This window comes from Actinomadura rupiterrae (assembly GCF_024172125.1).
Classification (GTDB): domain Bacteria; phylum Actinomycetota; class Actinomycetes; order Streptosporangiales; family Streptosporangiaceae; genus Spirillospora; species Spirillospora rupiterrae.
This window is the reverse complement of sequence record NZ_JAMZEA010000009.1, coordinates 288,512-314,282: the sequence shown is the minus strand read 5'-3', so window position 1 is coordinate 314,282 and position 25,771 is coordinate 288,512. Positions and strand designations below refer to the sequence as shown.

Here is a 25,771-nt window from a genome sequence, read left to right as displayed (position 1 = left end):
CGCTGAGAAACGCTCATCGCCCTGTTACGGTTCGTAACCGTCGAGTCGCTGACAGCTACATGCTCGGACCGCCGCAACGTCAGGAGCGCCATGCCCTCGTTCCAGTACCAGGACTTCGTTCCCGCCCAGCGGTTCCAGCGCGCGCTGGCCTTCTCACCGCAAGGCGACCACATCGCATACTCCAGCAACGCGGACGGACGATCCGCGCTGTGGACGGTACCGGCCAAGGGCGGCTCGGCGCGCAAGCTCGCGCAGCTGCCCGGACGGATCGTCCGCCAAGCCGCCTGGACCCCGGACGGCACCGGCATCGTGTTCACCGCCGACCACGAGGGTGACGAGCAGTTCGCCATCTTCCGGATCGGCCTGGACGACGACGAACCGGCGCCGATCGCCACGTCCCCGGTCTGCCAGCGCGTCCTCGCTCCGTCCCCGTTCGACGCGACCGGCCGCCGGCTGGTCTACGGGGCCAACGACCGCGATCCGGCCGTCCAGGACGTCCTGGTTCGGGACCTGGCCACCGGCGAGACGCAGCGCTTCGAGCCGGAGAAGAACGTGATGTTCACGCCCATCGCGTGGTCCCCGGACTCCCGCTGGCTCCTGGTCGCCGGCGGGCGCTCCAACACCGAGTCCGCCTCCTACCTGGTCGACCTCGGCCGTCCGTATGCCGAACCGCGATGCGTCACCGCGGCGCACGGCGACGGCCTCTTCGCACCGCAGGCTTGGGCACCGGACTCGTCCGGCTTCTACCTGCTGACCGACCTGTGGGGATTCACGGCGGCGGCGTTCTACACCCTCGCCGATGGCGAGCTGACCCCGGTCGCGCGCCACGACTGGGACGTGGAGGAGCTCGACGCCGCCTGCGGAACCCTCGCCTGGACCGTCAACGAAGCCGGACGCTCGGTCCTGCACGTCCGGCGCGAGGACACCGTCGTCCGGCCGGACGTCCCGAGCGGCGTGATCTCCACGCTCACGCTCTCACCGGACGGCCGCACCGCGGCCATGCTGCTGGACACCCCCGCGCATCCGGAAGAGATCGTCGTCGTCGACCTGGACGACGCGACCCCGCGCCGCCTCACCGACGGCCGTCCGTCCGCGCTGCACACGGTGACGCCCGTCCGGCCGGAATCCATCACCTACCCGACTGCCGGCGGACGCGAAGTGCACGCCTTCGTCTACAGCCCGTCCACGCCGGGCCCGCACCCCGTGCTCCTGTCCATCCACGGCGGCCCCGAAGGACAGGAACGCCCCCGCTACGCGGCCCTCTACCAGCACCTACTCCACCACGGCGTCGCCGTGTTCGCGCCCAACATCGCCGGCTCGACCGGCTACGGCAGCGCCTACCAGAAGCTCATCTACCGCGACTGGGGCGGCATCGACCTGGACGACCTGGACCACGCCGTCCGCTACCTGCGGGCAAGGCCCGACCTCGACACCGACCGCATCGCCGTCTTCGGCGGCTCCTACGGCGGGTTCGCCGCCCTGTCCTGCCTGGCCCGCCTCCCGCACGGCTGGGCTGCCGGCGTCTCGATCTGCGGCCCGAGCAACCTGGTCACCCTCGCCAGCGGAGCACCTCCCACCTGGCGCAACGTCATCGACGTCCTCCTGGGCGACCCCGAACGCGACGCCGAGCGCCTCCTCGCCAACTCCCCGGTCACCCACGCCGACGCCATCAACGCCCCGCTGATGGTCCTGCAGGGCGCCCGCGCCCCCCGCGTCCCGCGCGCCGAATCCGACAACCTCGTCGAACGCCTCCGCGACCGCGGCGTCCACGTCGACTACCAGGTCTTCCCCGACGAAGGCCACGGCTTCACCACCCAAGCCAACGAGATCCGTGCCTACTCCGAAGCCGCCGCATTCCTCATCAAGCACCTCACCGCCCGATGACCGCACTGCGGCTCTTCACCCACCCCGCCGTCGCACCCCTGCTCACCGCGCGCCTGATCTCCTCGGCCGGAGTGGGCTTCGGCCAGGTCGCCTTCGTCTGGGGAATGAGGACCAACGGCTACAGCGCCGGCGCGATCTCACTCGTAGCAGCCTGCAAAGCCGTCCCCGCCCTGCTCATCCTTCTCGGCGGCATCCTCGGCGACCGCTTCAAACGCCACCACGTCCTGGCCGCGACCGAACTCACCGCAAGCATCACCTGGCTCGCCATAGGAGCCTGCCTGCTCAACCCCGCGACCCCCACCGCAATACTCTGCGCCCTCGCGCTGCTATCAGGAACGACCTACTTCATCTTCCTGCCGACCGTCCGAAGCATCACCGCCGACCTCCTCCCGGACGACCAGCGCCACGGCGCCAACGCCCTGGTCGGCCAAACCGAAGCAATAGGCGCCCTAATCGGCCTCACCGCCGCCGGAATAGTCGTCACCTCACTGGGCGCACCCCTCGCCGCACTCCTCAAAGCCGGAGCCTGCCTGGCCAGCGCCGCCCTCCTCCTCCGCCTTAAAATCACCCGCACCAGAAGAACCACCCCCGGCCCACTCTCAGAACTGACCACCGGCTGGAAGCACTTCGCGCCTCACCGCTGGATGTGGGCGATGACCCTCCAATTCACCACCGCCATCATCGCCACCGCCACCCTCGCCGAAATCATCGGCCCCGTCTTCATGGACGACACCCACCGAGGCGCCGCCACCTGGGGAACCGTAAGCGCCTGCGAAGCCCTAGGCGCAATAGCAGGCGCCCTCCTGGCCGTCCGCTGGAAACCCCGCCACCCCGTCCCACTAGCCGTCCTGCTCTTGCCGGCTACCGGCGCCCCACTCCTGGCGATAGGAACCAACGCCGCCTCAGCCGCCATTGCCGCAGCCATGCTCGCCTCTGGCATCGCCAAAGCGATCTACATGGTCCTGTGGGTCACCCAACTCCAGCGAACCGTCCCCATAGAAACCGTCGCCCGCGTCAGCGCCTGGAACTTCGTCCCCGCCTACGCCCTGGCCCCGATAGCCCTACTCCTGGTCGGCCCCCTGGTAACAGCCAACGGCCCAACCCAAACCGCCCTAGCAATAGCGGCAACCGTCCTAGCCTCAACCGCCACCGCCCTAACCCTCCTACCAACCCCCCGCATCCACCCCACCCCCGCAACCCCCAACCAAAACTCCACCCCCTAACCACCCACACCGACCCGCCGATGGGTTGGTTTCAGCGATCCGCCCGTCGCCGATGCTCCTGTTCGATCCACAGCTTGCCCTCTGCGGCGATTCCCTCCATGACGTGGAGCGTGTGGCCGAAGCCGGCGGCGTCCAGCGTCGCCTCGGAAACGGTGGTGAGGGTCTCGTCCGCCTGGAGGTCTTCCATGGCGGCAGCCAATATCTCCGCCTTGACCAGCTCTCCATTGACGAGGGCGAGTTCGAAGCCGTGGTCGCCGTCGTCGGCTTGGCGCACCCGGACGGCTGCAACGGCCTCGTAGCGATAGTTGGTGCGGGCTCGATCGTGGAAGGTGCCCTGCTCGAAGTCGAGGTCGGCGCCGAGTTGGCGTACTCCGTCCTTGGTGAGCAGGAACAGGAGCAAGCGATAGCGCGTGTACCGCCAGGGTCCTTTGTGGACCCGGGCGCGCCTGGTGGGTGACCCGGGTGCCTCGATGAAGGCATGTGCGATCACGTCGCTCATGGCAAGGCCGTAATGGCGCAGGGCATCACTCAGCAGCACCTTCCGGTCACGGTCCAGCCAGATCGCCATCTCCGGGTCGGTCGGCTTGTCGGCGAGCTTGTGCTTCCAGCGTTCAAAGGCCGCTTGGCAGCCCTCCTGGACTCGGCGTTGTTCGGCGACGTCCGCCGCGTACCGCCGGTTCTCTGTGGTGATCTGTATCCGGGCACGGGCAGCGGCCACCCCGGAGACGAACGCCAGAAGCAAGGCTGCCACCGCGTTCGAGGGTGCTTTCTGCGCCGCGTCCGCCACCGCCCAGAGTGTCCCGGTGGCGAGCACGGCGAGGCCGAGGAAGGTCGCGGCCCTGGTGCTCAGCGGGACGGAGAGTTCTCGCCGGTAGTCCCAAAGCGAGCCGTCTTCCCACTGTCTGCGGACCTCGCTCACCCGGTACCGAATCAGCCAGGCGATCTGCTCAACGCTGGTGCGCTGCTCCCGGTAGACCTCGACCATCTCGTCCCGGAGGCGTTTGCGGATGCCCGCCGTGCCGTCCAACCAGGTCGGGCGGCTCGCATTGCGCGGCACGTACTTAGCGAAGTAGTGGTCGAAGCGCTGGTCCACCTTGCCGGCGAAGCCGGAGCGTTTCGCGCGGGACGGGAGTTCCCGCGGCCGCCTGAGCTCTCCTTCTTTCGCGTGGAGCCTGGCGGTGAGGTAGTGCCATTCGGCGGCTGCGTGGACGCTCCACAAGCCACCGCCGATGCCCAGCGCGTACACGAGCAGTGCGAGCAGTTGGAGGTCTTTGAGGAGCAGGTAGCCCAGGTTCAATGCCGCGCCGCCAAGGACGACCGAACCGCAGACCGCCTGGGCCCGTAGAGCAAGGGGGATCGCGGCCGGTCGTACCGGAAGGAACCGGGGGCCGGCGGGGTTGGGGTGGAAGTACTTCCAGACGCGCTCGCTCCGGTCGTCCGCCATCTGCTCTTCCCGCGCCTCGGCCAGGGAGCGGTCCCAGATCTCGTTCTTCAACGGCCCTTCGAGGAACAGTTCGAGGTGCCGGAGGATCATGCCGCGTTGGGGTTCCGCGAGATTGTCGAAATCCTTCAGCAGCGGCCGGAGGTTGGTGTCGGGCCGGGCGGCGGCGTCCAGGAGCCGCAAGACGGTCTTCACGCCGTCCGCCCAGGCGTCCTCGCCGCTGAGGCGGCAGAAGGACGGCGCCTGCCGGAGCGCCTCGGCGTCCGCGTCCGGGACCTCGTTCCACGCCCTCCCGCTGACGAGGGCGAGCTGCCAGTGGAAGCACACCCTGTTGCCGGTGAGGCCGGCCATCACGGCTTCGCCGATGACCTCTCTCGCTTTGCTCGGCTGGCTGCCGTCGAGCAGCCGTGCACCGATCTCGAACTTCTCCCTGGGCGAGGCGGCCGGCGGAGCCGAATAGATCGTGACGTCGCCATGGACCACCCCCGCCTGCATCCCGACCCGGGAGTCGTCCGCGGCGTAGTTGGACGTGGTCGTCCCCGGGCCGGTCATGACAGCTTCCGGACGAGCCCCAGCACGCTCGCCACCTCGGCGGCCAGGGCGGCGGCGTCCGCGACGAGCCCGCGCACCTTCTTCAGCGCGAGGGTCACCCTGCTCGTGTCCGGAGGAGTCGCGTGCAAGGCTTCGCGGGCGTCGTCGAGTTCGGCGCGCGCCGCGCGGTGGGTGTCATCATCGAGGACTCCTGCGTCCCGCGCCTGGTCGAGCCGGGCGATCAGCTCCACGAGCGCCGCGGACGGGTCCGGCTGCGAGGCATCGCCGGCCGCCAGGTGGACGCCACCGTGCACGTGGCCGGCCTGGACGCCCACCCTGGCGTTGCCCTTGGCGATGTTGCGGACCGTGTCACCCATCTGGTGGCTCCCCGTCGTACCGGTCGTCTCGGGCTCTCGGTGGTTCGCTTCGTCTGCGGTGAGGCTCTCGGCCAGGGCCGCGGTGAACGCCGCCGCATTGGCCACTGCTCGTGGCTGCCATCGCTCCCGGTCGGTGGCCTCCTTGGTGCCGTCGGCCCGGTCACTGACGCCCCGGATCACGATCACCGGAAGCGACCTGTTCAGGTGTGCGGCCTGTGCGACTCCGGCGCCTTCCATTTCGATCGCGAGAGCATCGTTGTAGTGATGCCGGATCCAGTCGGCGTGTGCCGAAACCGTGGAGTTGAGAACCACTTCGCCGGCCGCGATGGGCCCGAAGTGCACCTTGGGCCGGCGGTGCTTCGCCCGCCCGTTCCTTGTCCAAGCGCCCTCGCGTTCGACTTCCCGGGCGATCTGGTCGGCGCTGTGGGACACCTCCCAGACGCGGGGACGGCTCTTGAAACCGTCGTCCTCGCTGGTCCCGCCGTGAAAGGCGTAGACATGAGTGGCCACCACGACATCCCCGAGCGCGATATGGGAGTGCAGGGCGCCCGCCACCCCCACGAACAGCAGGGCGGCGGGGGCGAACTCGGCTATGGCGCGTTCGGCCAGGACCGCGGCGGACTGGTTGCCTTTGCCGACGAGCCCGAGCGCGATCCGGCAGCGGCCCCCCTCAAGCCGCCCGACTTCGAAGCGCGTGCCCTGCCGGTGCCGATGCAATCGCGGGTCGCGCAGCCTCTCACGGAAGGCGCCGTACTCAACGTCCAGTGCCGTGAGCACGACGATCGTTCTGCCACTCATCGTTCTGGCCCCTTCGTGTCGGGAGGTTGGGCCGGCCGGAGCATGGCCGGGTACAGGTCTTTGCGCGGACCGGCCTTGAACAGCCGAGCGGGCCGTCCGGACGTGACCTTGCGATCGGCGTCCGCCGCGACGATGAACCCGCCGGACTTCTGGACCTTCCGGTAGAAGTTGCGGGGGTCGAGCGATATCCCCCAGACCGCCTCGTAGACCCGCTGGAGATCGGTGATAGTGAAGGTCGGCCCGCAGAACGCCGTCGCCAGGGACGATCGTTCGAGCTTGGCGCGGGCGCGCTCGACGCCGTCCGCGGCGATCTTCTGGTGGTCGAACGCCAGCTCCAACTCCCCGCAGAGAACCTGATCGGTGCTCTGCCAGCGGGCGCCCGCCGCGTCCGTGCCCGCGGTCGGCTCCGGAAGTCCGGGCGCGATCGCCAGGTAAGCGACGGACACGACGCGGCCGCGCGGATCACGTCCCGGGGCGCCGTAGACGTTCAGGTGCTCCAGATGGAGTGACTCCACGTCCATGGCGGCCTCCTCCGCCAGTTCGCGGTGAGCGGCGGCGGTGAGGTCCTCCTCCGCGTGGCCCAGGAACCCGCCGGGCAGCGCCCAGGCGCCCTTGTACGGCTCGACGCCGCGCTCCACGAGAAGGATGTGCAGGCGCGACTCGCGCAGCGTCAAGATCACCAAGTCGACCGCGAGCAGCACGGCCGGCGGCGTCCAGAGGTCGTCGGTCATGCGGTGAGAGTAGCTTTTTGTCAGATGGACAAAAAGGTCCTTCCGGGCTGGCGCGCCGGCTACTGGTGTGTAACCGATCAGCAAGTTTCGCTGGCGATCGGTCAGCTGGGGAGGAGGCCGTCGAGGACCCGGTCCAGGCCTCTTGCGAAGGTGAGGTCCTGGCGGTTCTCGGCGTGCGGCACGTCGGCGTCCCGGACGACGCGGGCGAGCCAGGGGTGGTCGCCGCGTTCGAGCACCGACTCGATGTAGGGGCCGAGGGCGCGTTGCCAATCGCCCGCGTCGAGGCCGGCGCGCTGGAGGGCCTGCCGCTCGGCGATCTCCCGGGCCGCGAAGCCGCGGACGAACGCCTGCAGGATCTCGTTGGCGATGAGGATCTCATCGATGTCCAGCCCCAGGTCGCCCATCGCCGCCAGGCCGTACTCCATCCAGGCGAGGGAGTTCGGTCCGAAGCTGGGGCGCCCCGCCGCGACGCTCGCCATCCAGGGGTGGCGCAGGATCGAGCCGCGGACTCTGTGGGCCAGCGTGGACAGGTCGGTGCGCCATTGCCCGCTCGGCTCCGGGGGAGGACCGTCCTCGCCCTCGACCCAGTCGACCATCAGGTCGTACAGCTCGTCCTTGCTGCCGATGTAGTTGTACAACGCGGTCGCCGCGACCTGGAGCTCGGCCGCGACCTTCCGCATGGACACCGCCTCCATGCCCTCGGCGTCGGCCAGCGCGACCGCCGCCTCGGCGATCTGCCGGCGGCTTCTGGACGGCGCCGGTCCTTTCGCCGCACGTTCGGGGCGAGCCCAGATCGGTTCGGGTCTGTCGACCACCGCGAACCCTCCTTTGTTGACGTCATGTCACCCTATGCTACTATGAACGATGTACAGTGAACAGTGTGCATAGAAGAGTTGATGAAGATGTTCTGAGGGGGGATCGACCATGACCGCCACCACCGCTCCGGCCGGGGCGTCCACGGCCCGCACCTACACGTCCCTGCGGGCGGCGTGGATTCCGCTGGCCGCGCTCTGCCTGGCCTTCTTCGTCGAAATGGTCGACAACACGCTGCTGTCGATCGCGCTGCCCACGATCGGCCGTGACCTGGGCGGCGGGACGACCGCGCTGCAGTGGGTCACCGGCGCGTACTCGCTGACGTTCGGCGGGCTGCTGCTGACCGCGGGATCGATCGCCGACCGGTTCGGGCGCAGGCGCGTGCTGCTGATCGGCCTGGCCGTGTTCGGCCTGCTGAGCCTGTGCGTCGTCGCCGTCACCACCGCCGGTGAGCTGATCGCCTTGCGGGCCGGCCTCGGCATCGCCGCGGCGGCGATGGCGCCGATCACCAACTCGCTGGTCTTCCGGCTTTTCGACGACCAGGCGCTGCGGATGCGGGCGATGACCGTGATGATCGTCGTCGGGATGTCGGGGTTCGTCCTCGGCCCGCTGCTGGGCGGCACCGCGCTGGCCCACATCCGGTGGGAGTGGCTCCTGCTGGTCAACGCCCCGATCGCGCTGATCGCGGCCATCGGCGTACGGCTCGGCGTCGCGGCCGACCGGCCCGAAGACCTGACCGACGACGAACTCGACCTGCCGGGCGCCGTCCTGAGCGTTATCGCCATCGGCCTCGCCTGCTACTCGCTGACCAGCGGTGTCGAGCACGGCTGGCTCGCACCGGTCACGCTCGGGTCGATCTCCGGCGCGGTGGCCGCCGCCGTCGCGTTCGTCCGCCACGAGCGCCGCACCCCATCGCCCATGCTGGACCTCGGCCTGTTCGCCAACGGCACCGTCCGCGGCGCCGCCATCGCGCAGATCGGAACCTCCATCGCGATGGCCGGCGTGATGTTCGGGCTGATCCTGCACTTCCAGTACGCCTACGGGTGGAGCCCCGTCCGGGCCGGCCTGGCGAACCTGCCGATCATCGTGACCATGATCGCCGCGACCCCGCTGTCGGAGTGGCTCGCCAAGGCGTTCGGCCACCGCATCGCCTGCCTGGTCGGAGCGGCCGGCCTGGCCGGTTCGCTGGCCGGCCTCGCCTGGGCCGTCGACCACGGCTACGCCGCCATCGCGATCTGCATGGTCGTGATGACCATCGGGCTGCGCACCGTCATGACGATCTGCGCCATCGCCCTCGTCGAGGCGATGCCCGGCAACCGCACCTCGATCGGCACCGCGCTCAACGACACCGCCCAAGAGGTCGGAACCAGCGTCGGCACCGCACTGATCGGCACCCTGATCGCCGCACTGGTCACCACCTCACTGCCCGCGGGCACCTGGAACGGCGACCTCGTCGCCTCGTTCTTCCACGGCGAACGGATCACCTACGCCGTCCTCGCGGTGATCGTCGGCCTGATCGCGGCCGGCGGCGCGCGCACCCTCACCAACTCCCGCTCCACCGAGGAACACGCCTGAACCACGCCGTTGCACTGCGAACCACGTCGAGATGCTCCCCGTGCACTCGGGGCTGGTCTCGCGAACAAAGACGAGCCTGGTCACCGCGATGTGCTTACCGTGCCAGCGGGTGAACTGTCTTTGGAGCGCCTCAAGGGGGCCTGAACCACTAATGAATGGCTAACAAACGATCAGGAGGCCGTTCCCTCCTGGCGGAGGAAACGGCCTCTGACCTGCATCTTTCCGGTCGGGACGGCGGGATTTGAACCCACGACCCCTTGACCCCCAGGACGGTAGGGGATGGGCCGCCGCAGTTCATGGCCTGTATCGAACTCATGAACGAAGTGTGTCGATCTCGATGAAGTTCGTTGGTGTGCAGGACGTGTGGTCCCCATCCGGTCCCCAGGTGTACGGTGCGGTTGAAGCTTAGGTGTCACTCCGCGTTCTGCTTGCAGTGACGCTGCGACCTGCCAGCTTTGGACCTCTGGCCCTAGAATCTAATACGGAAGTCTTCGATTTTCTGCTGGATAAGCTGAGCTGGATCTCCGCCAGATTCTTTCGTTGACAACATCTGAAGCAAGTCATCGTCGCTAAGAACACAGATCATCTTTTGATTTGTGGACCATTGTTCGCGGCGAACTTCATATGAAGTACTGTCCTCGCCTTGTCGTGAAATTACCAAGCCAAACTTCCCGGCGCCATGATCTGAGAGATAATTGGCTAGTTGAACAATGGCATCCTTGCCGATCGGGGCATGGTGGTTCTTCGCGTCTACAACAATGTACTCGCCTCGGTAGCGCGTGTATATCCATGCAAAGATGCCCTGTGTGGAGTAATTGGGGAAGATGATATCCTTGCGATTAGTGCCCGAATCATTCTCAGATTCCCAGATTGGCGCATTTAGTGGAGGGCAAAAGAGATATTCTAGAAGGTCGCGGCAGAAGCGTTGGTACAACCTCCAGTGCGCCATTCCTGGGGAAATATTTTCCAGGCGATCGATGAACGCGGCCTCGGTTGCAGTTCTTTTTGGAGATTTAGCAGAGAAGGTGCCGTTACCTGGATTCGTGAAGAATTCGGCCTCTTTGCGCATGTTGACACTATCTGCGATCTTGAGTATCCAGGCTGCGTCCCATAGCTCGATTTCAAGACTGTGTAGAAGGTCGATGGTTCTTTCACTTAAAACGCCAGGTATTGCCAGGACCTTCCGGCCCGGGGGATTAGATTTTGTTGAACTGTAGGCGTCGTAGTATCTAGCGAGTTGTTCAATGGCGTCTCTGGCGCGACGATCGGTGTGAGGGGTAATCCTTTTTACTTCGACAATTTGAGTTCCATTGGGCTCTTTGACGAGGATGTCGACGATGCTTCCATCTTCGAGCCTTACGTCGTTCAGCACTTCATTGCCGGTTGCTTCTCTGATTAGCTTCGTAAGAAATCGAATCAAGTCGATTTCCCTATATGGGGTTTCGTTCATTGAACAGCTCCTATCTGAATGTTGAGATGAATAACTATCTACCATCGGTTAAGAATTCGCAGGCTCTTGATTATTTCGTTTCCAAGCGGTGACCTACGGGGAGAGGGCTGGGGGCAAGGCGCAGCTTCGGAGCTGGACGGGTCCGGGCTTGCGTGGGGGCGGGGCCTCGTAGCCTGGTTTGGCGGACGGGCGGGCACCTGGCCGCCCGCGATGGCCCGTCGTGAGGCCCCGCGCGGGGTCCCCGCGCAAGTACGGAGGCGGCCAGCGGCACCCGGCCGACCAGCTCGGCCCCGTGAGGCCGTAGCCGCCGTGAGAACTCGTGCCGTCGAAGGCGGCCCCTTCAAGTCTTGTCCGGGCGAGCCGACAGGCGTTGGCCCGGTGGCCGGTTAGCGGAAGCGGGGCCGGCCGCCAGGGCGCCGTGTCGGCCGCCCGTGCGGCCCGCTTGTCGGGCCGCCTTGAAGACGTACAGAAAGTTCTCACAGGGATTGCGGGGACTCAGGGGGCGCAAGCGGTGCCGAGTTCGGCCGTACCGATGACCTCCCAGTCCCAAAGGCGCTCGGGTCCCCACTGAACGACCAGGCTTAGTTCATTGATCCCCACGGTGCACTCCGGTACCGATTTTCCGAGTGCGGAGACGAGTGGTTCAGCGGCTTGCTGCGTGGTGCTATAGGCCACGGTTACGTGTGGGGTGCCGGATGTATGCTCGCTGTCCGTGGGGACTTTTCGTCCGGTCGCCTCTAGCGTTGCCTGTTGGGCTGCACGGACGAGTGGTTTGACGGCATAGTCTGGTTGCACTCGGAGCATGACGGCTTCCGGGTGGTAGATCACTCGCCCGAGAGTGACGTTGATTGGCTCGACGGTGGAAAGCATCTCCTGTGCCCGCGAAAGCATGTCGTTCATCTGCTGGGGCGAAACGGCCTCGGCGGGCCCTGCGATGAAGGTCGTCATGTGGAGCCAGCGTTCCGGGGTCATATGAAGTCCGCGGAACTGTGAGAGCCGATCCTGAGCTAGCTTGGCGGTGGCGCGAACTTGCGGAGACTTACCGAACAAGACGTGCCAGTACGCTGTCCCGTGCCCTGGCGCAGGATCCTGCCGGTTCTGCCAGCGATTCCGCATCTGGACAGGGAGAGGGCTCACGACTGGACGGAACGAACCAGCTCCCGAAACTCGGCGGTCTCGGTCTCGCGTGGGAAGCGGCGGCCAAGCTCTGAATCAAGTTCTCCAGCGACCATGAGCAGGGACGGAAGAGACTTGCGGTCTGCTTCGAACGCTCGGCGTCCGAGCGTGATGGCGCCCTCTAGGTCGTTTCCGCGTGCTGCTGCGACTGCGAGTGTGAGACGTGCTTCGGCCATGCGCATCGGAGCGATCTCGGTTCCGTCTGGGGCTGTGCCGGAGTTGAGAACCTCGTGAGCATGTGCAACCGCGAGTGAGTCCAGGCCTGCAAGGCGGTAGGCGTCCATCGCGTAGAAATCCCATTTTGCGGGATCCACGATGAAGTGGTTGTCCGTCCGTTCAGGCAATGGGAACCCGTCAAGGAGGAGGTGTCCCCGTTCCAGAACGCGTGGCAAGTCCTTGATGTCGCCCATCCGGGCCATGGCCTTCGCGCGCTGGGCGATGATCTGGACTGAGACGGAGTGGCCTCGGCTCTCGTTCTCGGCGGCGAGTGCGGTTGAAATGACGTCTCGGTATCGCCCTTGAGTCAGTGCAAACCAAGTGGCCATTTCGTGGGCCCAACCGATAATTTCGGTATTACCTGCCTCTTGCCCGAGTTTTAGTGCGGCAGAACGCGTTACCTCGGCTGACGTCCGCAGACCCATGTCGTATTCGAGACAGCCAACCAACAGCGCAAGCCAACCGGTGGCGGTCAGAAGTTCCGAGTGAGCGCTGAGTCCTACCGGTTTGCGAACCATGTCGGCTACTCGGCGGAGCCATTCGTGACCCTCTGCTCTCAGGTCGTGAGCGTCGCGGTAGGCGTACTCGCACCCGAGTTCGAACACGGTTGCGTGCAATGCCTCGATCGTGACTGGATCCGTATCCGATTTCTGGATGCGCCCGATGAGTTCAGCCGTTTGCCAGGGTCGTTGATCGCGGCGGGCGATGATATCGGCGTGTGCAGCCGCGATGAGATCACCGTGGGCTTCGAGGACGTCGTCACATTTTCGGGCGACTTCTTCGGATGGGGTCTTCTTCCCGGTTTCTAGTCGGGAGATGTAGCCCTTGTCGTACGTGACTCGTGCGGCAAACCGGGTCAGCGACAGACCACGCTCGATGCGCAGGCGCCGCAGCTTGTCACCGAAGGTCGTCATGGTCGTCACCTTAAGCGTTGACCGGCTGTTGCCTCCATTGTCCTGAGCCGATGGGCAACACTTTTGGCCTGGACAAGTTCTTCAAGTGTACGCGGGCCTGCCGCAGCCTGGAGTCACGAAACGGGAGCGTACCGAGAGGCGGTGCGGCCCGAGATCGAAGGGAGAGCCCTGATGCGGCTCATCGTGGACACCAGTGACAAGCAGGTGACCGTGACGAAGGTGTCGGAGGAGAAGACCGACCAGAACGGGCGTCAGCGTACCGAGCGGAACACCGGCCGGCCGATGTGGTCGACGCAGGTGTTCGTCCTGGACAACGACGGTGGCGAGATCCTGACCATCACCACGGCTGGAGAGAAGCCCAACGTGAAGGTCGGACAGCCCGTCATCGTCTCCGAGCTGGAGGCCCTGCCGTGGTCGACCAACGGTCGGAGCGGCGTGGCGTTCCGCGCGGCGGAGCTCAAGGCGTCCGCGCCCTCGGCGGTCAAGTCCGCCTGACCGGCGCGTCCTTCGGCGGTACTACCTGTGCTTGGTGCCGGGGCTTGTCCCCGGCCCAGGCCGTTCACGAGTTCTTCCTTCTCTGATCGCAGGCGCGGAGTCCTGCTGATCCCTCTTCGCTGCAACTCCCACACCCAACCCAGGAGGAGTTCCGTCATGCAGTTCCACTACGTCATCACCGTCGAGTGCCCCATCGCCACCGGGTCACGCCAAGCCACTCTGAGTGGCCTCTACAACTCCAGTTCTAGCGACACCCGCGAGTCAGTGTTCAAGACCGTTCTCGATCACGTTCGTGGTCAGCTCGGAATGACCGCTACGGCCAACATCCTCGTCATGTTCTTCTCGCTCGAATCCAACGAGCTGCCCCGGTCCTTGAAGGCCGTGGGCTGATTCCAGAAAAAGTGCGGGGCCTGGAGGACTCTCGCTCCTCCGGCCCCGCCGGTCAGAACCCCATCCCTCACACCATGAGGAGAGTTCGTCATGTCCAAGACTACCCCTCGGCTGTTCGGGCGCCGTGGCGGCCGTTCGGGTCGCGGCACGGTGACCGTGATCGAAGACCGTGTTTCACGGTCGTATCTTCGGCGGGCCAAGATCGCTTTCGTGGTGGTCACCGCCGTCGTCGGGCTGGTGGCTTCCAGCATCGCCGCCTCCTACATTCACCCGGTGCTGGCGTTGTTCGCCGGGATCCTCATCGGCGTCACCGTTGCTGCGCCGGTCGCGGGCGTGATCGCGGCCTGGCCGGTCCTGCGGGTGATCTGGTGGTGGCTGCCGGAGATCACCGCCTTCGCCGTCCTGGTGTACGGCTTCTGGCTGCTGTGCCTGGTGACCTCGCTGCAGGTGCGTATCGTCCTGCTGTTCTTGCTGGCCTCACCGCTGGTGTTCCCGTCCGTCCGGTCCTGGTGCAAGCGACCGGTGTGGTGCCTGGTGACCCGGCACCGGCTGCGGACCTGCTTCGCCGAGTTCATCATCGCCAACAACCGCGGCTCGCTGCCGCTGCTGCTCGGCACCGTGCCGACCAAGGTCGGCGAACGCGTCTGGTTGTGGCTGCGTCCTGGCCTGTCCCTGGCCGATGTCCAGGGCTGCCTCGATCACATCGCCACCGGCTGCTGGGCTGCCCAGGCCCGTGCCGAGGCGGCTTCGGCGACCAATTCCGCCTTGGTGCGGCTGGACATCATCCGCCGTGACGGCCTGACCGGCACGGTCGTGTCCGAACTGCCAGATCACATCAGCGGCCAAGAGCGCGACAGCGGCGCTCAGGATGACGCGCCGGTGCTGCCCGCGGATGCGGGTCTGAACCTTCGGGACGTCCCGGAGATCACGACCGAGACCGGCACCGCCCAGAACGGCGGGACCTCCCAGAACGGCAAGACCAGGACGGCCGCGATGAAGGCCGTCAAGGACTCGTCCACGAGCGGGACGCAGACCGGTCCGCAACCGGCGATGAACACCCACAGCGCGGGCGGCGACGACGCCGCCGACTGGATCTGATCCCTTCTCCATTTCTGCCCGACGCAGACCGCCAGGACGGTTCTGGGCCCTGTTCCCGGAGCCGTTCCGACGGCCCCCATGTCTTCGCGCGGGCCCCATCCCACGCCCAGGAAGAGGAGTTCTTTCCATGCCCACTCTCACCATGCCGCCACGTCGTGGCGTGACGTCCGGCGGGCTCGGTGGCCCGGCCGCGCACGAAAGGAGATGTGTCCCGGTGGGACCGATGCTGTCGATGTACGACCCGATCCCGATCGGGATGAACGAGTTCCAGGTCCGTGTGGATCTGGTCATGGCCTATCGCAACCTGCTGGCCGGGGGAGTCCCCGACTCCGGCAAGTCAGCCTTCCTCCAGAACATCGGCTGTTACGGCCTGCTGTGCGATCACACCCACTTCGTGCTGCTCGACGGTAAGCAGGTGGAACTCGGCCTGTTCCTGCCCGCGCTGGACGACGACGACATCTTCGTCGGTCCCGATCTGGACAAGGCCATCAGAGTCCTCAAGCGGCTCCAGAACCTCATCACCAAGCGGTCGGACTGGCTGCTTGAGCGCCGCCGCCGCAAGTTCACGCGATACGACCCGGTGGACACCTACCTGGTGTTCCTGGACGAGGTCGCCTTCTACTCCACCGCTGTCGGCACCAAAGAGCAGCGCAACGAGTTCGTCACTCTGCTGCGCGACATCGTCTCGCGTGGCCGTTACGTCGGGGTCATCCTGGTCGCCGCTACCCAGCGGCCCAGCGTGGACGTCATCCCCAAGAGCCTGCGCGATGTGTTCGCCTACCGGGCCGCGTTCCGGTGCATGTCCAAAGGATCGTCTGACATCGTCCTCGGCGACGAGATGTCGGCCCAGGGCTACGACGCCGCCGACATCCCCATGTCCAGCCCCGGCGTGTGCTGGCTGCTGGCCGAGAACGGCGTCACTCCGAGCAAGATCAAGGCCGCCTACCTCACCGACGACCAGATCATCCACATCGTCGACTTCGCCGCCTGGACCCGCCGCACCGGTCGCACCGACCGCCGCGGGCTCCGCAAAGCCGCATCCCCCTTCCTCAACGTCGCCTGACGGCGGCATGCCCCAAGGAGGTTCCTTCCATGTCCTTGTCGGTCACCCCGACCTGGATCACCTCCACGGTGATCCCCGATCAGGCCGTCCGCTGCCATGACGGCGCCTGGCTGCTGTCCGGGCCGACGCTCGGCCCCGTTCACATCGTCGACCGGCCCAAGGCCCTGGTCGCCATGTCCATCGTGGACGCCATCACCACCATCCACCCCAACGGCCCGTGTCCGGCCTGCCGGACCTGGCTGAACGAGGTTCCGAAGCTGCTCGGCCCCGAGTACCCGGCCTCGGCGCTGGTGGCCGGCCCCGCCTCCACGGCCGTCCACAACGAGCCCGACCCCGAACCGGCGGGCCCCCTGCTGTGCTGTCTGTACTGCGGCAGCAACGACGACATCTACGAGACGCGCGTCATCGTCGATGACCGCACCGACGAATACGTCCTGACCTGCGGCCACTGCCACGGGGTGTGGGCCGCATGAACGACAACGGCTCCGAGCCCGTCAACGCCGCTGCTGTCGCTTGGCTCGAAGACCCCCAGGGCGGATTCTTCCGCACGATCGGCGGCTGCGTCGAACAGCCGATGATCACCCTCAAGGACGACCTCGACTTTGGCGTCTGGGCCTACCTCGACGACTGTGACGAGGAGCCGTGATGATCCACAAGAGCTTCCGGCGCAACGGACGACCCAACTACCGCCGCTGGATCATGGAATGCGACGGATGCGGACTCCGCCACAAGATGCTGTCCGCGTCCTCCTCCGAGTGGTTCATCCCTCGGTCGCCCGGCTTCCGGGTCTACTGCCCGGACTGCTACTTCGTCCACGCCGCCAGCCTCATCATCTGGGCCGTGCGCTGCCGCGGCTGCAACGGCGACGACATCGACTTCTGGTACGACGACGACCCGACCGACCCGCACCTGTACATCGCCTGCGGTGAGTGCGGCGCGACCCTGTGGTCCTTCACCGACGAGATCACCCTGTCCGGCCTCATCGACGGCTGGGACCTTCCTCCGGCCGAAGGCTGGCGGCTGTGATCCGCAGGCACTACCGGCCCGACGGCGTGGCCGAACTGACCGCCTGGGTCTTCGAATGCGACGGCTGCCACACCATCGCCAGCGTCGGTCACGTCCGGAACTGGCGACTGCCCGGCGCGGCCTTCCGCCGCGACGACACCACCACCCCGATCTACTGCCGCGACTGCGCCCGCAACCTCACGCAGGCGCAGTTGTTCCATCTGCCCTCCCGTCAGAGAGGAAACCGATGACGCTCACCGCCATCCACACCAGCGCGTCCCCTTCGGCGACGCGACCGGCCGCCACCGATGACCCGCTGCTGGACGCGCTCGTCCAGGCGCGGCAGCGAATCGAACAAGCCACCCTGGAGATGCGGATCCTGCTCGCGCTCGGACGCGAGTTCACCGCACCCCGGCCCTACACCCTCAAGCAGCTCGCCCAGGCCGCCGGTCTGAGCCTCTCGGGTGTCCGGACCGCCTACGGGCCGCGCGAGCTGGCCTACCTGCAACTGGTCCTGTCCGGCGGGCAGATGGTCCCGTCTTTCCTGCGCGGTCCCGTCACCGCGCTGCGCCACCGGCCGTCGCCCGAGCTGGATGACGGTCACCAGTAACAGCCCCAGGGGCCGGACCCGCCTACCAAGCCGTCCGGCCCCCGGGCCCACACCTCACCCGATCCAAGGAGAGGGAGGCATGCCCATGCAGCATACCCACGCCTTCTACGACCCCACGGGCGCGCGTTTCGGCGTCCCCACCTACCCCTACCGGTGGGCTCCGTCCGGCCTGCTCACCCGTCGCCAGCTCACCGCCAAGGGCCTGCGCCCCGGCGGCCAGGACATCGCCGCGCAGATCGTTTGGCGGCACGGCAAGCGCGTCGCCTACCTGTTCCAGGAGAACCGCGCCCTGCCCAAGCGTACCGCCACCCCGGCCCAACTCGCCGCGCTCGGCAAAGCGCTGGCCGCACGCCGTACCTGCTCCACCTGCGGCCAGACCAAGCCCTACTACATCCGCTGCTCACTCGGCGAATGCGCCGACTGCCATCAGAGGTGGACCCGATGAACCTCAACCACCCCGGCCCGCAGCAGGCCGAGAACGTCAAGCCAGCCTTGACGGCAAAAGCCCGCAGAAGCCGCCGCCGCCCGGTGGTGGAGAACGACGAGTACGCCGCGTTCCTGCGCCGCGTACTGCGCGCCTACGTCCGCCGCATCGGACAGGGCGACATCGACGCCCTCAGCGACCTGGCCGCCCTCGAAATCGAGATCGACCACATGCTGCACACCGCCGTCACGAGCCTGCGCGCCTGCGGCTACTCCTGGGCCGACATCGGCAACGCCACCGCCGTCACCCGCCAGGCGGCCCATCAGCGCTGGGGAGGAGAACGGCGATGACCTACCCGCCGACCCCCGAGCAACTCGACGGAATCGCCTGCATCGGCTGCGGTACCGACCTGACCCCGCCTGACGTCACGTCCTATCCGGCACGCACGCGACGCACAGGACAGGTCTTCGCCTGCGCCCGCTGCACCGCCCGGTGCCACGACTCCGAGCTTGCTGACCACCGCTGCCCGGTCTGCGCAGGTGACTACACATGCTGAACCGCGAACGCATCGAAGGAATCGCCCAGCTCGCCATCCTGCTCGCCGTGGCGACCATGGCCGGAGCTGCGTCCTTCACCCACGTCCACGACTGGACCATGACCAACAGCCCGCAAGGAACCGGCGACTGGTTCGGCTGGGCCAACGCCGTCATCTCCGAACTCACCCCGACCGCCGCGGCACTGGAGATCCGCCGCCGCAAACGGCACCACGGCAGCATCGGCTACCCGATGGCCGTCCTGGTCCTGGCCGCCGGACTGTCCATCTCCGCCCAACTCGCCGTAGCCACCCCTACCCCGGTCGGCTGGCTCCTGTCGGCCGTTCCAGCCCTGGCATTCCTCGCCCTCACCAAGCTGGTGCTCTCCACGCCCACCCAACCGGCCCACCTCGCTGCAACTGACACCGGGACGACCGTTATGGCCATGCCGGTTGACCTCGGTCCAGAGATTGCACCTGGGCCTCAAGGCGAGATCACCGCGCCGGACGAGTCCATCGACGCGGACGCGGGCCTGGACCCAACTGCGGTCCCCGATGAACTGCTGACCAGCGCACGCATGGCCGACTTCAGCCACCGGCAGGCACACGGCCAATCCATCACCACGGCGGCCCTGGCCGACTATCTCGGCATCACCACCGAACTCGCCGCCGTTGCCCTGCACCACCTGCACGGTGAAACGATCCCGTCGCCCTCCACAGGAGGACGCCGGTGACCAACCTCCTGCCTTCGCCCTCTGCGGGTTCGAGGCTGGCTCTGCTACCCGGAACCGCTTCCCCGGCTCCGGGTAGCGGGGCGAACTGCGAACCCCTCGCACTGCTGGGCTTCGATGCGGCCGTACGCCGTGGCGGCGACGGCTACCACGCCTGGCTGGATCACATCTGGTCCGCCGCCGGATGCCGTCATCCGGTCCGGCTGTTCGGCGAACTGCACACCGTGGACGCGCGCACCGGCGCGGTGGTCGACACGGTTGCCACATCGAGCATGCCGGACGGAGTCCTCTACAAGGCGTGCGGCAACCGCCGTCACCAGGTGTGTCCGTCGTGCGCCTACACCTATCAAGGGGACGCATATCAGGTGGTCCGCGCCGGACTGGCAGGCGGCAAGACCGTCCCGGCGTCGGTCAGCAGGCATCCGGCGGTGTTCGCAACCTTCACTGCTCCCTCGTTCGGCCCTGTCCATGCCCGGCACATCCGGCGGCATCGGTGTCGCGACAAATCCCGCTGCTCGTGCCGCGCTGAACCGTGTCATGCGCGCAGTCACGGCACTGCCCAGGTGTGCCCGCACGGCGTCACCCTGGCCTGCTTCGCCCGGCACGAGACCGGCGACTTGCGGCTCGGCCAACCGCTGTGCCCGGACTGCTACGACTATCCCGCGCACGCGGTGTGGAACAACGCCAGCGGAGAGCTGTGGCGGCGCACCAAGCAAGCCATCGAACGCCACCTGAACCGCACCGCGCGGCAGCGCGGCCTACCCCGCGTCCGGGTCTCGCACGGCAAGGCCGCCGAATACCAGGCACGCGGGGCCCTGCACTTCCACGTCCTGCTGCGCCTGGACGGCATCGACCCCGACGACCCGGCCGCCATCGTCGCGCCTCCGGCTGGCCTCACCGTCGTCGACCTCCAAGGGGCCATCCAGGCGGCCCGCGACCACATCGGCTTCACCACCCCGCCGCATCCGCGCAACCCCCGCGGCTGGCTGATCCGATGGGGCGACCGCAAAGGCCAAGACGCACAACCCGTCCGCGTGGTGACGCTGACCGGCGGAGACACCGTCACCGATGCCATGGTCGCCAGCTACCTGGCCAAGTACGCCACCAAAGGCACCGAGATCACCGGCCACAGCTCCCGCCGCCTCCACGACCACACCATCCGGCTGTACGCCGACCCGAACGGCACCCACACCGAACGGCTCATCGCCGCCTGCTGGGACCTCGGCCACCCCGACCACACCACCGCCGACGCCGACTGGTCCGGCCTGCGCCGCTGGGCCCACATGCTCGGCTTCGGCGGACACTTCCTCACCAAAGCCCGCCACTACTCGATCACCTTCCGCGCCCTCCGCGAAGCCCGGGTCATCTACCGGCGCACCGAAACCCACGGGCCCGAGTACGACGACCTGCGGGAGCGCGAGCAGCGCGACACCCCGACCACTCTCATCGTCGGCACGCTTACCTATGCCGGAACCGGATGGCGCACCACCGGTGATGCTCTCCTGGCCAACACCGCCGCCGACCAAGCGCGCAAACGCGCCGAAATTGGCCGCGAGGAACTCGCGTTCACTCCGTCTGACAGCCCACAATTGAATGTGGCATGAACCCCGGACGCCGCAACGGCGTCCTCGCTTGGCCAACGCTGCCGCGCATTCGCGGAGATGAACCAGCGGGCCGGACGAGATCAATTCGGATCCGTCCCCGAGGAAAGGAACAGTCGATGATCTGCAAGGAGACTTCATGTCCATCGTCACGGTTGACCGCCAGGACGTCCCCGGGCTGCTCCTCGGTGGTTGGTACACCACGGAGGAACTTGCCGAAATCCTCGGCGTGGATCCGTCGACGCTGCGTCGCTGGCGCACCGCGCAACCGGTCCAGGGACCCCCCTTCGTCAAGATGAGTGATGCCGTCACTCGGTACAGCGCCATCGACGTCCAGGACTGGCTGCTGAGCCGACGCACCGATCCTCGGGAGGTGATCGCGTGAGCCATCGCGAGGAACTGCCGATCGGGGTCTCGTTGTCTGCCGACATCGAGTACCGACCAGGACGCCGCAAGCCCTACCGCGCTCGGGTCCGCTGGATCGACCCGGTAACCCGGCGCCGCCGTTCGTTGTCGGAAGCCCAGGAATCCGAGGATGAGGCAGAGGACTGGATAGGCGAACTGCAGCGCGCCGCCAGCGCTGGCATCGATCCGGCGCGGGCCACGATGACGCTGGCCGACTACGGGGCGAGCGTCATGGACCTGGCGATGCGCGGCCTGGAGAGCAAGACATTGGATCCGTACATGGCTGGGTGGCGGCTGCGCGTCGTCCCCTCGCTCGGCCATCTGCCCGTCCGGATGATCACCAATGGGGCCGTTGACCGCACCGTTCATGCGTGGATCGCCGATGAGGCGGGGCGTTCCACCGTGAAGAACAGCCTCGCCGTGCTCGTCCGGGTGATGGAGCAGGCGGTCCGGGACGGGATCATCGACCGGAACCCGGCGCGGGTCACCGGCTGGCAGAGTGAGTACAAGCTGGCCGAAGATGAGCTGGACGACCCTCGTGCCTTGGCTCTGCGCGACTGGGATGTCCTGACTGCGCTCGCTGGGGCATTGGTCGCGCGGTCGTATGAGCAATTCGAGGGCTGGGGAGATGTCGTCATTTTCCAGGCCTGCACCGCGGCGAGAATTGGAGAGGTCTCGGGCGTCCGGGTCTGTGACATCGACCGTGAGCAATGGATCTGGAATGTGCGGCGCCAGACCACTCCGAGCCCGGGCGGACTCGTGGACAAGGCGACCAAAGGCAAGAGGGCGCGCAAGGTGCCCATCATTGAAGCGTTGCGTCCCATGCTCGGCCGGCGGCTGGACGCTCGCAAGGACAAGCCGATGGCGCGGCTGTTCACCGGCCCCAAAGGAGGACGGATCACCACGGCCGTGCTACGCGACGCGACGCACTGGGATGAGGTCGTGACGAGTCTCGGATACGAGCATCTTCGACGCCACGACCTACGCCACACCGGTCTGACGTGGATGGCCGATGCCGGGGTGCCGGTCCATGTCCTCCGCAAGATCGCGGGGCATGGGTCGCTCACCACCACACAGCGGTATCTCCATCCGGGCGCCCAGGCCATCACCGATGCGGGGAAGGCTCTGAGCAAGCATCTCAGTGGGCAGCGGTCCCCACGTGGTCCCCGGCTGCGGGTGGTCTAGATCGGGGCGGGCGAGTGATCAGAAAAGAAAGGAGCCCTGTGACCTCGGCTAATGCCTCTGGTCGACAGGGCTCCTCGCTCTGTCGGGACGGCGGGATTTGAACCCACGACCCCTTGACCCCCAGTCAAGTGCGCTGCCAAACTGCGCTACGTCCCGGTGTTTGCCCCCTCGTTGAGCGGGCGTGATTACTCTAGCGCAGTTCCAGGGCTGGTGCGTACCGGGAAAGCGGGTGGCGGGTCGGGTGCTTGGTGCGGTGGGGCGGCGGGTCGTCGCCGGGGTCGTCTTGGGCGGGGTGCTCGCCGGGTGTGCGGACGGAAGGGCGCCTGTCGCGGTGGAGAGTTCTACGACGGCCGGTGGGAGTGGTTCGCCGTCGCCGTCGCCGACGGTGTCGGTGAGCAGGTCGGCGGTTCGGGTGCCTTCGGGGGTGCGGGCCTCGTTTGTGGTTTTTGCGGGTGGGCGGGTGGTGCTGCAGCGGGAGCCGCACCGGGTGTTCCGGTCGGCTTCGGTGATCAAGCTGCTGATCGCGCTTGATCGGCTGGAGAAGGGGGATGATCCGCTGCTGAGGCCGATGCTGCGGTCGAGTGACGATGCGGCGGCGTCGGAGTTGTGGCGGCGGAACGGGCGCGGGGCGATCGTGACGAGGATGGCGCGGGAGATCGGGCTGGCGGAGACGGCGCCGCCGCCGGCGGCGAAGCCGGGGTTCTGGGGGTACTCGGCGCTCAGCGCGGCGGACGTCGTGAAGATCTATCGTTACCTGCTGGAGAAGGCGCCGGCGCGGTCGCGTGAGGTCGTGATGGGGCATCTGCGGCATGCGACCCGGTGCGGGACGGACCATTTCGACCAGTACTTCGGGATTCCGCGGGCGGTGAAGCGGCCGTGGGCGGTGAAGCAGGGGTGGTCCGGGTACGGGGACGCGCCGGGGAGGCCGTGCGCGGGAGGTGTCGAGCCGGTGCTGGGGCCCGATCTCGGGATCGGGCGGCCGGTGCTGCACACGACCGGGGTGGTGGGGGACAAGATCGTGGCGGTGCTCACGTTGCAGCCCGCGGGAACTTCCTTCGAAGCGGCGTCCAAGCAGCTCACAGGCCTTACGGGGGAGGTGCTCCGGGCCTCCGGGGGGTGAGCGGACTTTACCGATTTGAGGAATGAGCATCCGTTTACATGGCGTTCGTGACTGTACGGTCGTGAATGTCGTGAGGGGTACCGGGTGACGGAGACGGATGCGATGTCGATGGGCGCGGAGCTTTCGGGCCTGCGGGACGGGGAGCGCGAGCGTGCCGTCCTGTCGGAGGCCCGGGTCGTGCTCGCCGATCGGCTCGGCTGTCCGTCCGGTGAGGCCCTGCAGCACCTGATCTGGCTGGCCCGCGACCTCGACCTGGAGCTGGACGAGGCGGCCGCGCTGGTCGTCGAGGGCGACCGTGCCGTCGAGGAGGCCCCGGACGCGTCGGAGGGCCATGTCGGGCGCGGGGCGGTCGTCGCCGAGGCCCCGCCGCAGGCCGAGCCCGTGGCCGAGGAGCTGCTGCGGCAGGTCGCGGCGGCCGACACGGAGCAGGACGCGGTCCTGCTGGACGCGCTGGACGAGGATCCGGGCGCGCAGGCCGTGCTGGACGCCTCGCTGACCTCCGCGGCCCATCTGGTGCCGGTGCGCGACGGTGACGGGCGCGTTGTCGACTTCTTGTATGCGGCGCTGAACGAGTCCGCCGACGACCTGTTCGAGCGGACGCCGGACGAGCTGGTGGGCCGCCGGCTGCTCCGCTCCGAGCCGGGCGCGGCGCTTTCCGGACTTTTCGCCGCTTATGTACGGGTCCTGGAGACCGGTGAGCCGTTCGCCCGGGGGCCGTTCCTCTACACCTCCGCGCAGGACGGCGTGACGCGCGGCTCGCGCATGACCGTGCGGTGCGTCCCGGTGAAGACGGGTGTCGTCGTCTCCTGGCGCTACCTGCGCGGGGAGGACCGGATGCGGTGGCGCCTGGAGCGCGCCGAGCGCCTGGTCGCGATCGGGTTCGGCGAGTGGGACCTGGCCAGCGGGCGCATCACCGGGTCGCCGCAGATGGCGGCGAACTACGGGCTGGAGCCGACCGACGGCTCGCTGACGCCGGAGGAGCTCGGCGAGGTCGTCCACAAGGAGGACCGGGAGCTGATCTCCGAGGGGCTGCGGGCGCTGTTCACGCGCCGCGAGCCGGTCGAGGTCGAGCACCGCGTCGTGCTGCCGAGCGGGCGCCAGCGGCACCTGTGGGTGTTCGCCGAGCCCGTGCTGGACGCGTCGGGCAAGCCGGTCACGATCAACCTCGTCTCGCAGGACATCACGCGGCGGCGGGGTGTCGAGCGCGCCCTCGCCCGGACGCGCCGGGAGATCCTGCGGCAGCAGAACCTGACCGCGCAGGAGCGCCGGGTCACCGCGACGCTGCGCCGCGCGATCCTGCCCGACCCGGACAGCGGCAGCGTGCGCAGGCTGCCGGGCGTGACGGTCGCGGTGCGGTCGCTGGCCGCCGAGAGCGACGCGCGCATCGGCGGCGACTGGTTCGCGACGCGCTCGCTGGCGGACGGCCGGGCCCTCATGGCCGTCGGGGACGCTGCCGGACACGGCCTTCCGGCCGCCGCCGCGATGGCGCGGATGCGGAACGGCCTGCTCGGCATGGCCTACACCGGGCGTTCCCCGGGACGGCTGGTCGGCTGGCTGAACGACCTGGTCCTCGACCTGGAGCCCGCGTCCACCGGGACGGCCGTGGTGGCGCACTTCGAGCCGCAGTCGCGGTTCCTGGAGTGGGCGAGCGCCGGGCATCCGCCGCCCGTCCTGCTCCGGGACGGCAAGGCCGGCCCGCTGTCGGTCGAGGCCGATCCGCTGCTCGGCGCGGCCCCCGACTTCGAGTACGCGACGCACTCGACCCAGCTGGAGCCCGGTGACCTGGTGCTCTTCTACACCGACGGCCTGATCGAGCGGCGCGACGCCGATCTGGAGGACGGTATCGCGCGGCTGGCCGACATCCTGGCCGGCTGCCCCGAGGGCGAGCTCGAAGCCGTCCTGGACGAGGTGCTGGCGCGGATCGGGCACGACCGGTCCGCCGACGACACCACCCTGTTCGCGTTCCGCGTCACCTGAGAAAAA

The 25,771-nt window shown here is 67.6% G+C and carries 28 protein-coding genes and 1 tRNA gene; 21 read left to right on the top strand and 8 right to left on the bottom strand.

Features of this window, described 5'->3' with window-relative positions:
• Nucleotides 1–90: 90 nt before the first annotated feature.
• Nucleotides 91–1,884, top strand: a complete 1,794-nt coding sequence (locus FHU30_RS31610; protein WP_253880696.1) for an alpha/beta hydrolase family protein — start codon at nt 91–93, stop codon at nt 1,882–1,884.
• Nucleotides 1,881–3,107, top strand: a complete 1,227-nt coding sequence (locus FHU30_RS31605; protein ID WP_253880695.1) for an MFS transporter — start codon at nt 1,881–1,883, stop codon at nt 3,105–3,107. The genes FHU30_RS31610 and FHU30_RS31605 overlap by 4 nt, the downstream gene beginning before the upstream one ends.
• 31 nt (nt 3,108–3,138) lie before the next feature.
• On the opposite strand, the gene FHU30_RS31600 is transcribed toward FHU30_RS31605, so the two are convergent.
• The 4 genes from FHU30_RS31600 to FHU30_RS31585 form a co-directional block, all read right to left on the bottom strand.
• On the bottom strand, nt 3,139–5,100 hold the full coding sequence (locus FHU30_RS31600) for a hypothetical protein (protein ID WP_253880693.1): 1,962 nt from the start codon (nt 5,098–5,100) through the stop codon (nt 3,139–3,141).
• Nucleotides 5,097–6,233: a 5'-methylthioadenosine/S-adenosylhomocysteine nucleosidase gene (locus FHU30_RS31595; protein WP_253880691.1), complete on the bottom strand. Its 1,137-nt coding sequence runs from the start codon at nt 6,231–6,233 to the stop codon at nt 5,097–5,099. Before FHU30_RS31595 ends, FHU30_RS31600 begins: the two co-directional genes overlap by 4 nt.
• Before the next feature lie 17 nt (nt 6,234–6,250).
• A complete protein-coding gene (locus FHU30_RS31590; RefSeq protein WP_253880689.1) occupies nt 6,251–6,985 on the bottom strand; it encodes an NUDIX hydrolase in 735 nt (244 codons plus the stop codon).
• A gap of 101 nt (nt 6,986–7,086) precedes the next feature.
• Complete coding sequence (locus FHU30_RS31585; protein ID WP_253880687.1) at nt 7,087–7,800, bottom strand: TetR/AcrR family transcriptional regulator; 714 nt, start codon at nt 7,798–7,800, stop codon at nt 7,087–7,089.
• Between the two features lie 109 nt (nt 7,801–7,909).
• Here FHU30_RS31585 and FHU30_RS31580 point away from each other — a divergent pair, with 109 nt between their 5' ends.
• Nucleotides 7,910–9,373: an MFS transporter gene (locus FHU30_RS31580; protein WP_253880685.1), complete on the top strand. Its 1,464-nt coding sequence runs from the start codon at nt 7,910–7,912 to the stop codon at nt 9,371–9,373.
• A gap of 469 nt (nt 9,374–9,842) precedes the next feature.
• Here the strand turns inward: FHU30_RS31580 and FHU30_RS31575 are convergent, their stop codons facing one another.
• The 3 genes from FHU30_RS31575 to FHU30_RS31565 all read right to left on the bottom strand — a co-directional run bounded on the left by FHU30_RS31575 (nt 9,843) and on the right by FHU30_RS31565 (nt 13,129).
• On the bottom strand, nt 9,843–10,823 hold the full coding sequence (locus FHU30_RS31575; RefSeq protein WP_253880683.1) for a PDDEXK family nuclease: 981 nt from the start codon (nt 10,821–10,823) through the stop codon (nt 9,843–9,845).
• 495 nt (nt 10,824–11,318) lie between these two features.
• Complete coding sequence (locus tag FHU30_RS31570; RefSeq protein ID WP_301323898.1) at nt 11,319–11,795, bottom strand: 2'-5' RNA ligase family protein; 477 nt, start codon at nt 11,793–11,795, stop codon at nt 11,319–11,321.
• Between the two features lie 161 nt (nt 11,796–11,956).
• The gene (locus tag FHU30_RS31565) at nt 11,957–13,129 is read right to left on the bottom strand and encodes a helix-turn-helix domain-containing protein (protein WP_253880679.1); all 1,173 of its coding nucleotides are present in this window, start codon (nt 13,127–13,129) and stop codon (nt 11,957–11,959) included.
• A gap of 171 nt (nt 13,130–13,300) precedes the next feature.
• On the opposite strand from FHU30_RS31565, the gene FHU30_RS31560 reads away from it, so the two are divergent.
• The 16 genes from FHU30_RS31560 (at nt 13,301) to FHU30_RS47320 (ending at nt 22,668) form a co-directional block, all read left to right on the top strand.
• On the top strand, nt 13,301–13,624 hold the full coding sequence (locus FHU30_RS31560) for a hypothetical protein (protein ID WP_253880677.1): 324 nt from the start codon (nt 13,301–13,303) through the stop codon (nt 13,622–13,624).
• A 156-nt stretch (nt 13,625–13,780) separates the two neighbouring features.
• On the top strand, nt 13,781–14,014 hold the full coding sequence (locus tag FHU30_RS31555) for a hypothetical protein (RefSeq protein ID WP_253880675.1): 234 nt from the start codon (nt 13,781–13,783) through the stop codon (nt 14,012–14,014).
• 210 nt (nt 14,015–14,224) lie between these two features.
• The gene (locus FHU30_RS31550) at nt 14,225–15,112 is read left to right on the top strand and encodes a hypothetical protein (RefSeq protein ID WP_253880674.1); all 888 of its coding nucleotides are present in this window, start codon (nt 14,225–14,227) and stop codon (nt 15,110–15,112) included.
• A gap of 223 nt (nt 15,113–15,335) precedes the next feature.
• Nucleotides 15,336–16,175 carry an FtsK/SpoIIIE domain-containing protein gene (locus FHU30_RS31545; protein WP_253880907.1) on the top strand — a complete coding sequence of 280 codons (840 nt, stop codon included), beginning with the start codon at nt 15,336–15,338 and terminating at the stop codon, nt 16,173–16,175.
• Nucleotides 16,176–16,204: 29 nt separating this feature from the next.
• Nucleotides 16,205–16,648 (top strand): hypothetical protein, encoded by a 444-nt coding sequence (locus FHU30_RS31540; RefSeq protein WP_253880673.1) that lies wholly within the window; start codon nt 16,205–16,207, stop codon nt 16,646–16,648.
• Nucleotides 16,645–16,821, top strand: a complete 177-nt coding sequence (locus FHU30_RS31535; protein WP_253880672.1) for a hypothetical protein — start codon at nt 16,645–16,647, stop codon at nt 16,819–16,821. Before FHU30_RS31540 ends, FHU30_RS31535 begins: the two co-directional genes overlap by 4 nt.
• Entirely contained in the window at nt 16,821–17,201 is a 381-nt protein-coding gene (locus tag FHU30_RS31530; protein ID WP_253880670.1) for a hypothetical protein, read from the top strand. The genes FHU30_RS31535 and FHU30_RS31530 overlap by 1 nt, the downstream gene beginning before the upstream one ends.
• Nucleotides 17,198–17,431, top strand: a complete 234-nt coding sequence (locus FHU30_RS31525) for a hypothetical protein (protein ID WP_253880668.1) — start codon at nt 17,198–17,200, stop codon at nt 17,429–17,431. Before FHU30_RS31530 ends, FHU30_RS31525 begins: the two co-directional genes overlap by 4 nt.
• Nucleotides 17,428–17,790, top strand: coding sequence for a hypothetical protein (locus FHU30_RS31520; protein ID WP_253880666.1), 363 nt, complete (start codon nt 17,428–17,430; stop codon nt 17,788–17,790). The genes FHU30_RS31525 and FHU30_RS31520 overlap by 4 nt, the downstream gene beginning before the upstream one ends.
• Before the next feature lie 79 nt (nt 17,791–17,869).
• The gene (locus tag FHU30_RS31515) at nt 17,870–18,235 is read left to right on the top strand and encodes an RRQRL motif-containing zinc-binding protein (protein ID WP_253880664.1); all 366 of its coding nucleotides are present in this window, start codon (nt 17,870–17,872) and stop codon (nt 18,233–18,235) included.
• Nucleotides 18,232–18,564, top strand: a complete 333-nt coding sequence (locus tag FHU30_RS31510; protein ID WP_253880663.1) for a hypothetical protein — start codon at nt 18,232–18,234, stop codon at nt 18,562–18,564. Before FHU30_RS31515 ends, FHU30_RS31510 begins: the two co-directional genes overlap by 4 nt.
• On the top strand, nt 18,561–18,770 hold the full coding sequence (locus FHU30_RS31505) for a hypothetical protein (protein ID WP_253880662.1): 210 nt from the start codon (nt 18,561–18,563) through the stop codon (nt 18,768–18,770). Before FHU30_RS31510 ends, FHU30_RS31505 begins: the two co-directional genes overlap by 4 nt.
• Complete coding sequence (locus FHU30_RS31500) at nt 18,764–19,480, top strand: hypothetical protein (RefSeq protein WP_253880660.1); 717 nt, start codon at nt 18,764–18,766, stop codon at nt 19,478–19,480. The genes FHU30_RS31505 and FHU30_RS31500 overlap by 7 nt, the downstream gene beginning before the upstream one ends.
• Nucleotides 19,477–21,081, top strand: a complete 1,605-nt coding sequence (locus tag FHU30_RS47325) for a replication initiator (protein ID WP_308211435.1) — start codon at nt 19,477–19,479, stop codon at nt 21,079–21,081. The genes FHU30_RS31500 and FHU30_RS47325 overlap by 4 nt, the downstream gene beginning before the upstream one ends.
• A 136-nt stretch (nt 21,082–21,217) precedes the next feature.
• The gene (locus FHU30_RS31490; protein ID WP_253880657.1) at nt 21,218–21,463 is read left to right on the top strand and encodes a helix-turn-helix transcriptional regulator; all 246 of its coding nucleotides are present in this window, start codon (nt 21,218–21,220) and stop codon (nt 21,461–21,463) included.
• On the top strand, nt 21,460–22,668 hold the full coding sequence (locus FHU30_RS47320; RefSeq protein WP_253880656.1) for a tyrosine-type recombinase/integrase: 1,209 nt from the start codon (nt 21,460–21,462) through the stop codon (nt 22,666–22,668). The genes FHU30_RS31490 and FHU30_RS47320 overlap by 4 nt, the downstream gene beginning before the upstream one ends.
• A gap of 82 nt (nt 22,669–22,750) precedes the next feature.
• Here FHU30_RS47320 and FHU30_RS31480 read toward each other — a convergent pair.
• A tRNA-Pro gene (locus tag FHU30_RS31480) sits at nt 22,751–22,824 on the bottom strand.
• A gap of 349 nt (nt 22,825–23,173) precedes the next feature.
• On the opposite strand from FHU30_RS31480, the gene FHU30_RS31475 reads away from it, so the two are divergent.
• Together FHU30_RS31475 and FHU30_RS31470 are read left to right on the top strand one after the other, a co-directional pair.
• Nucleotides 23,174–23,788 carry a cell division control 45 family protein gene (locus tag FHU30_RS31475; protein ID WP_253880654.1) on the top strand — a complete coding sequence of 205 codons (615 nt, stop codon included), beginning with the start codon at nt 23,174–23,176 and terminating at the stop codon, nt 23,786–23,788.
• 84 nt (nt 23,789–23,872) lie between these two features.
• Nucleotides 23,873–25,765, top strand: a complete 1,893-nt coding sequence (locus FHU30_RS31470) for a SpoIIE family protein phosphatase (protein ID WP_253880653.1) — start codon at nt 23,873–23,875, stop codon at nt 25,763–25,765.
• Nucleotides 25,766–25,771: the final 6 nt, after the last annotated feature.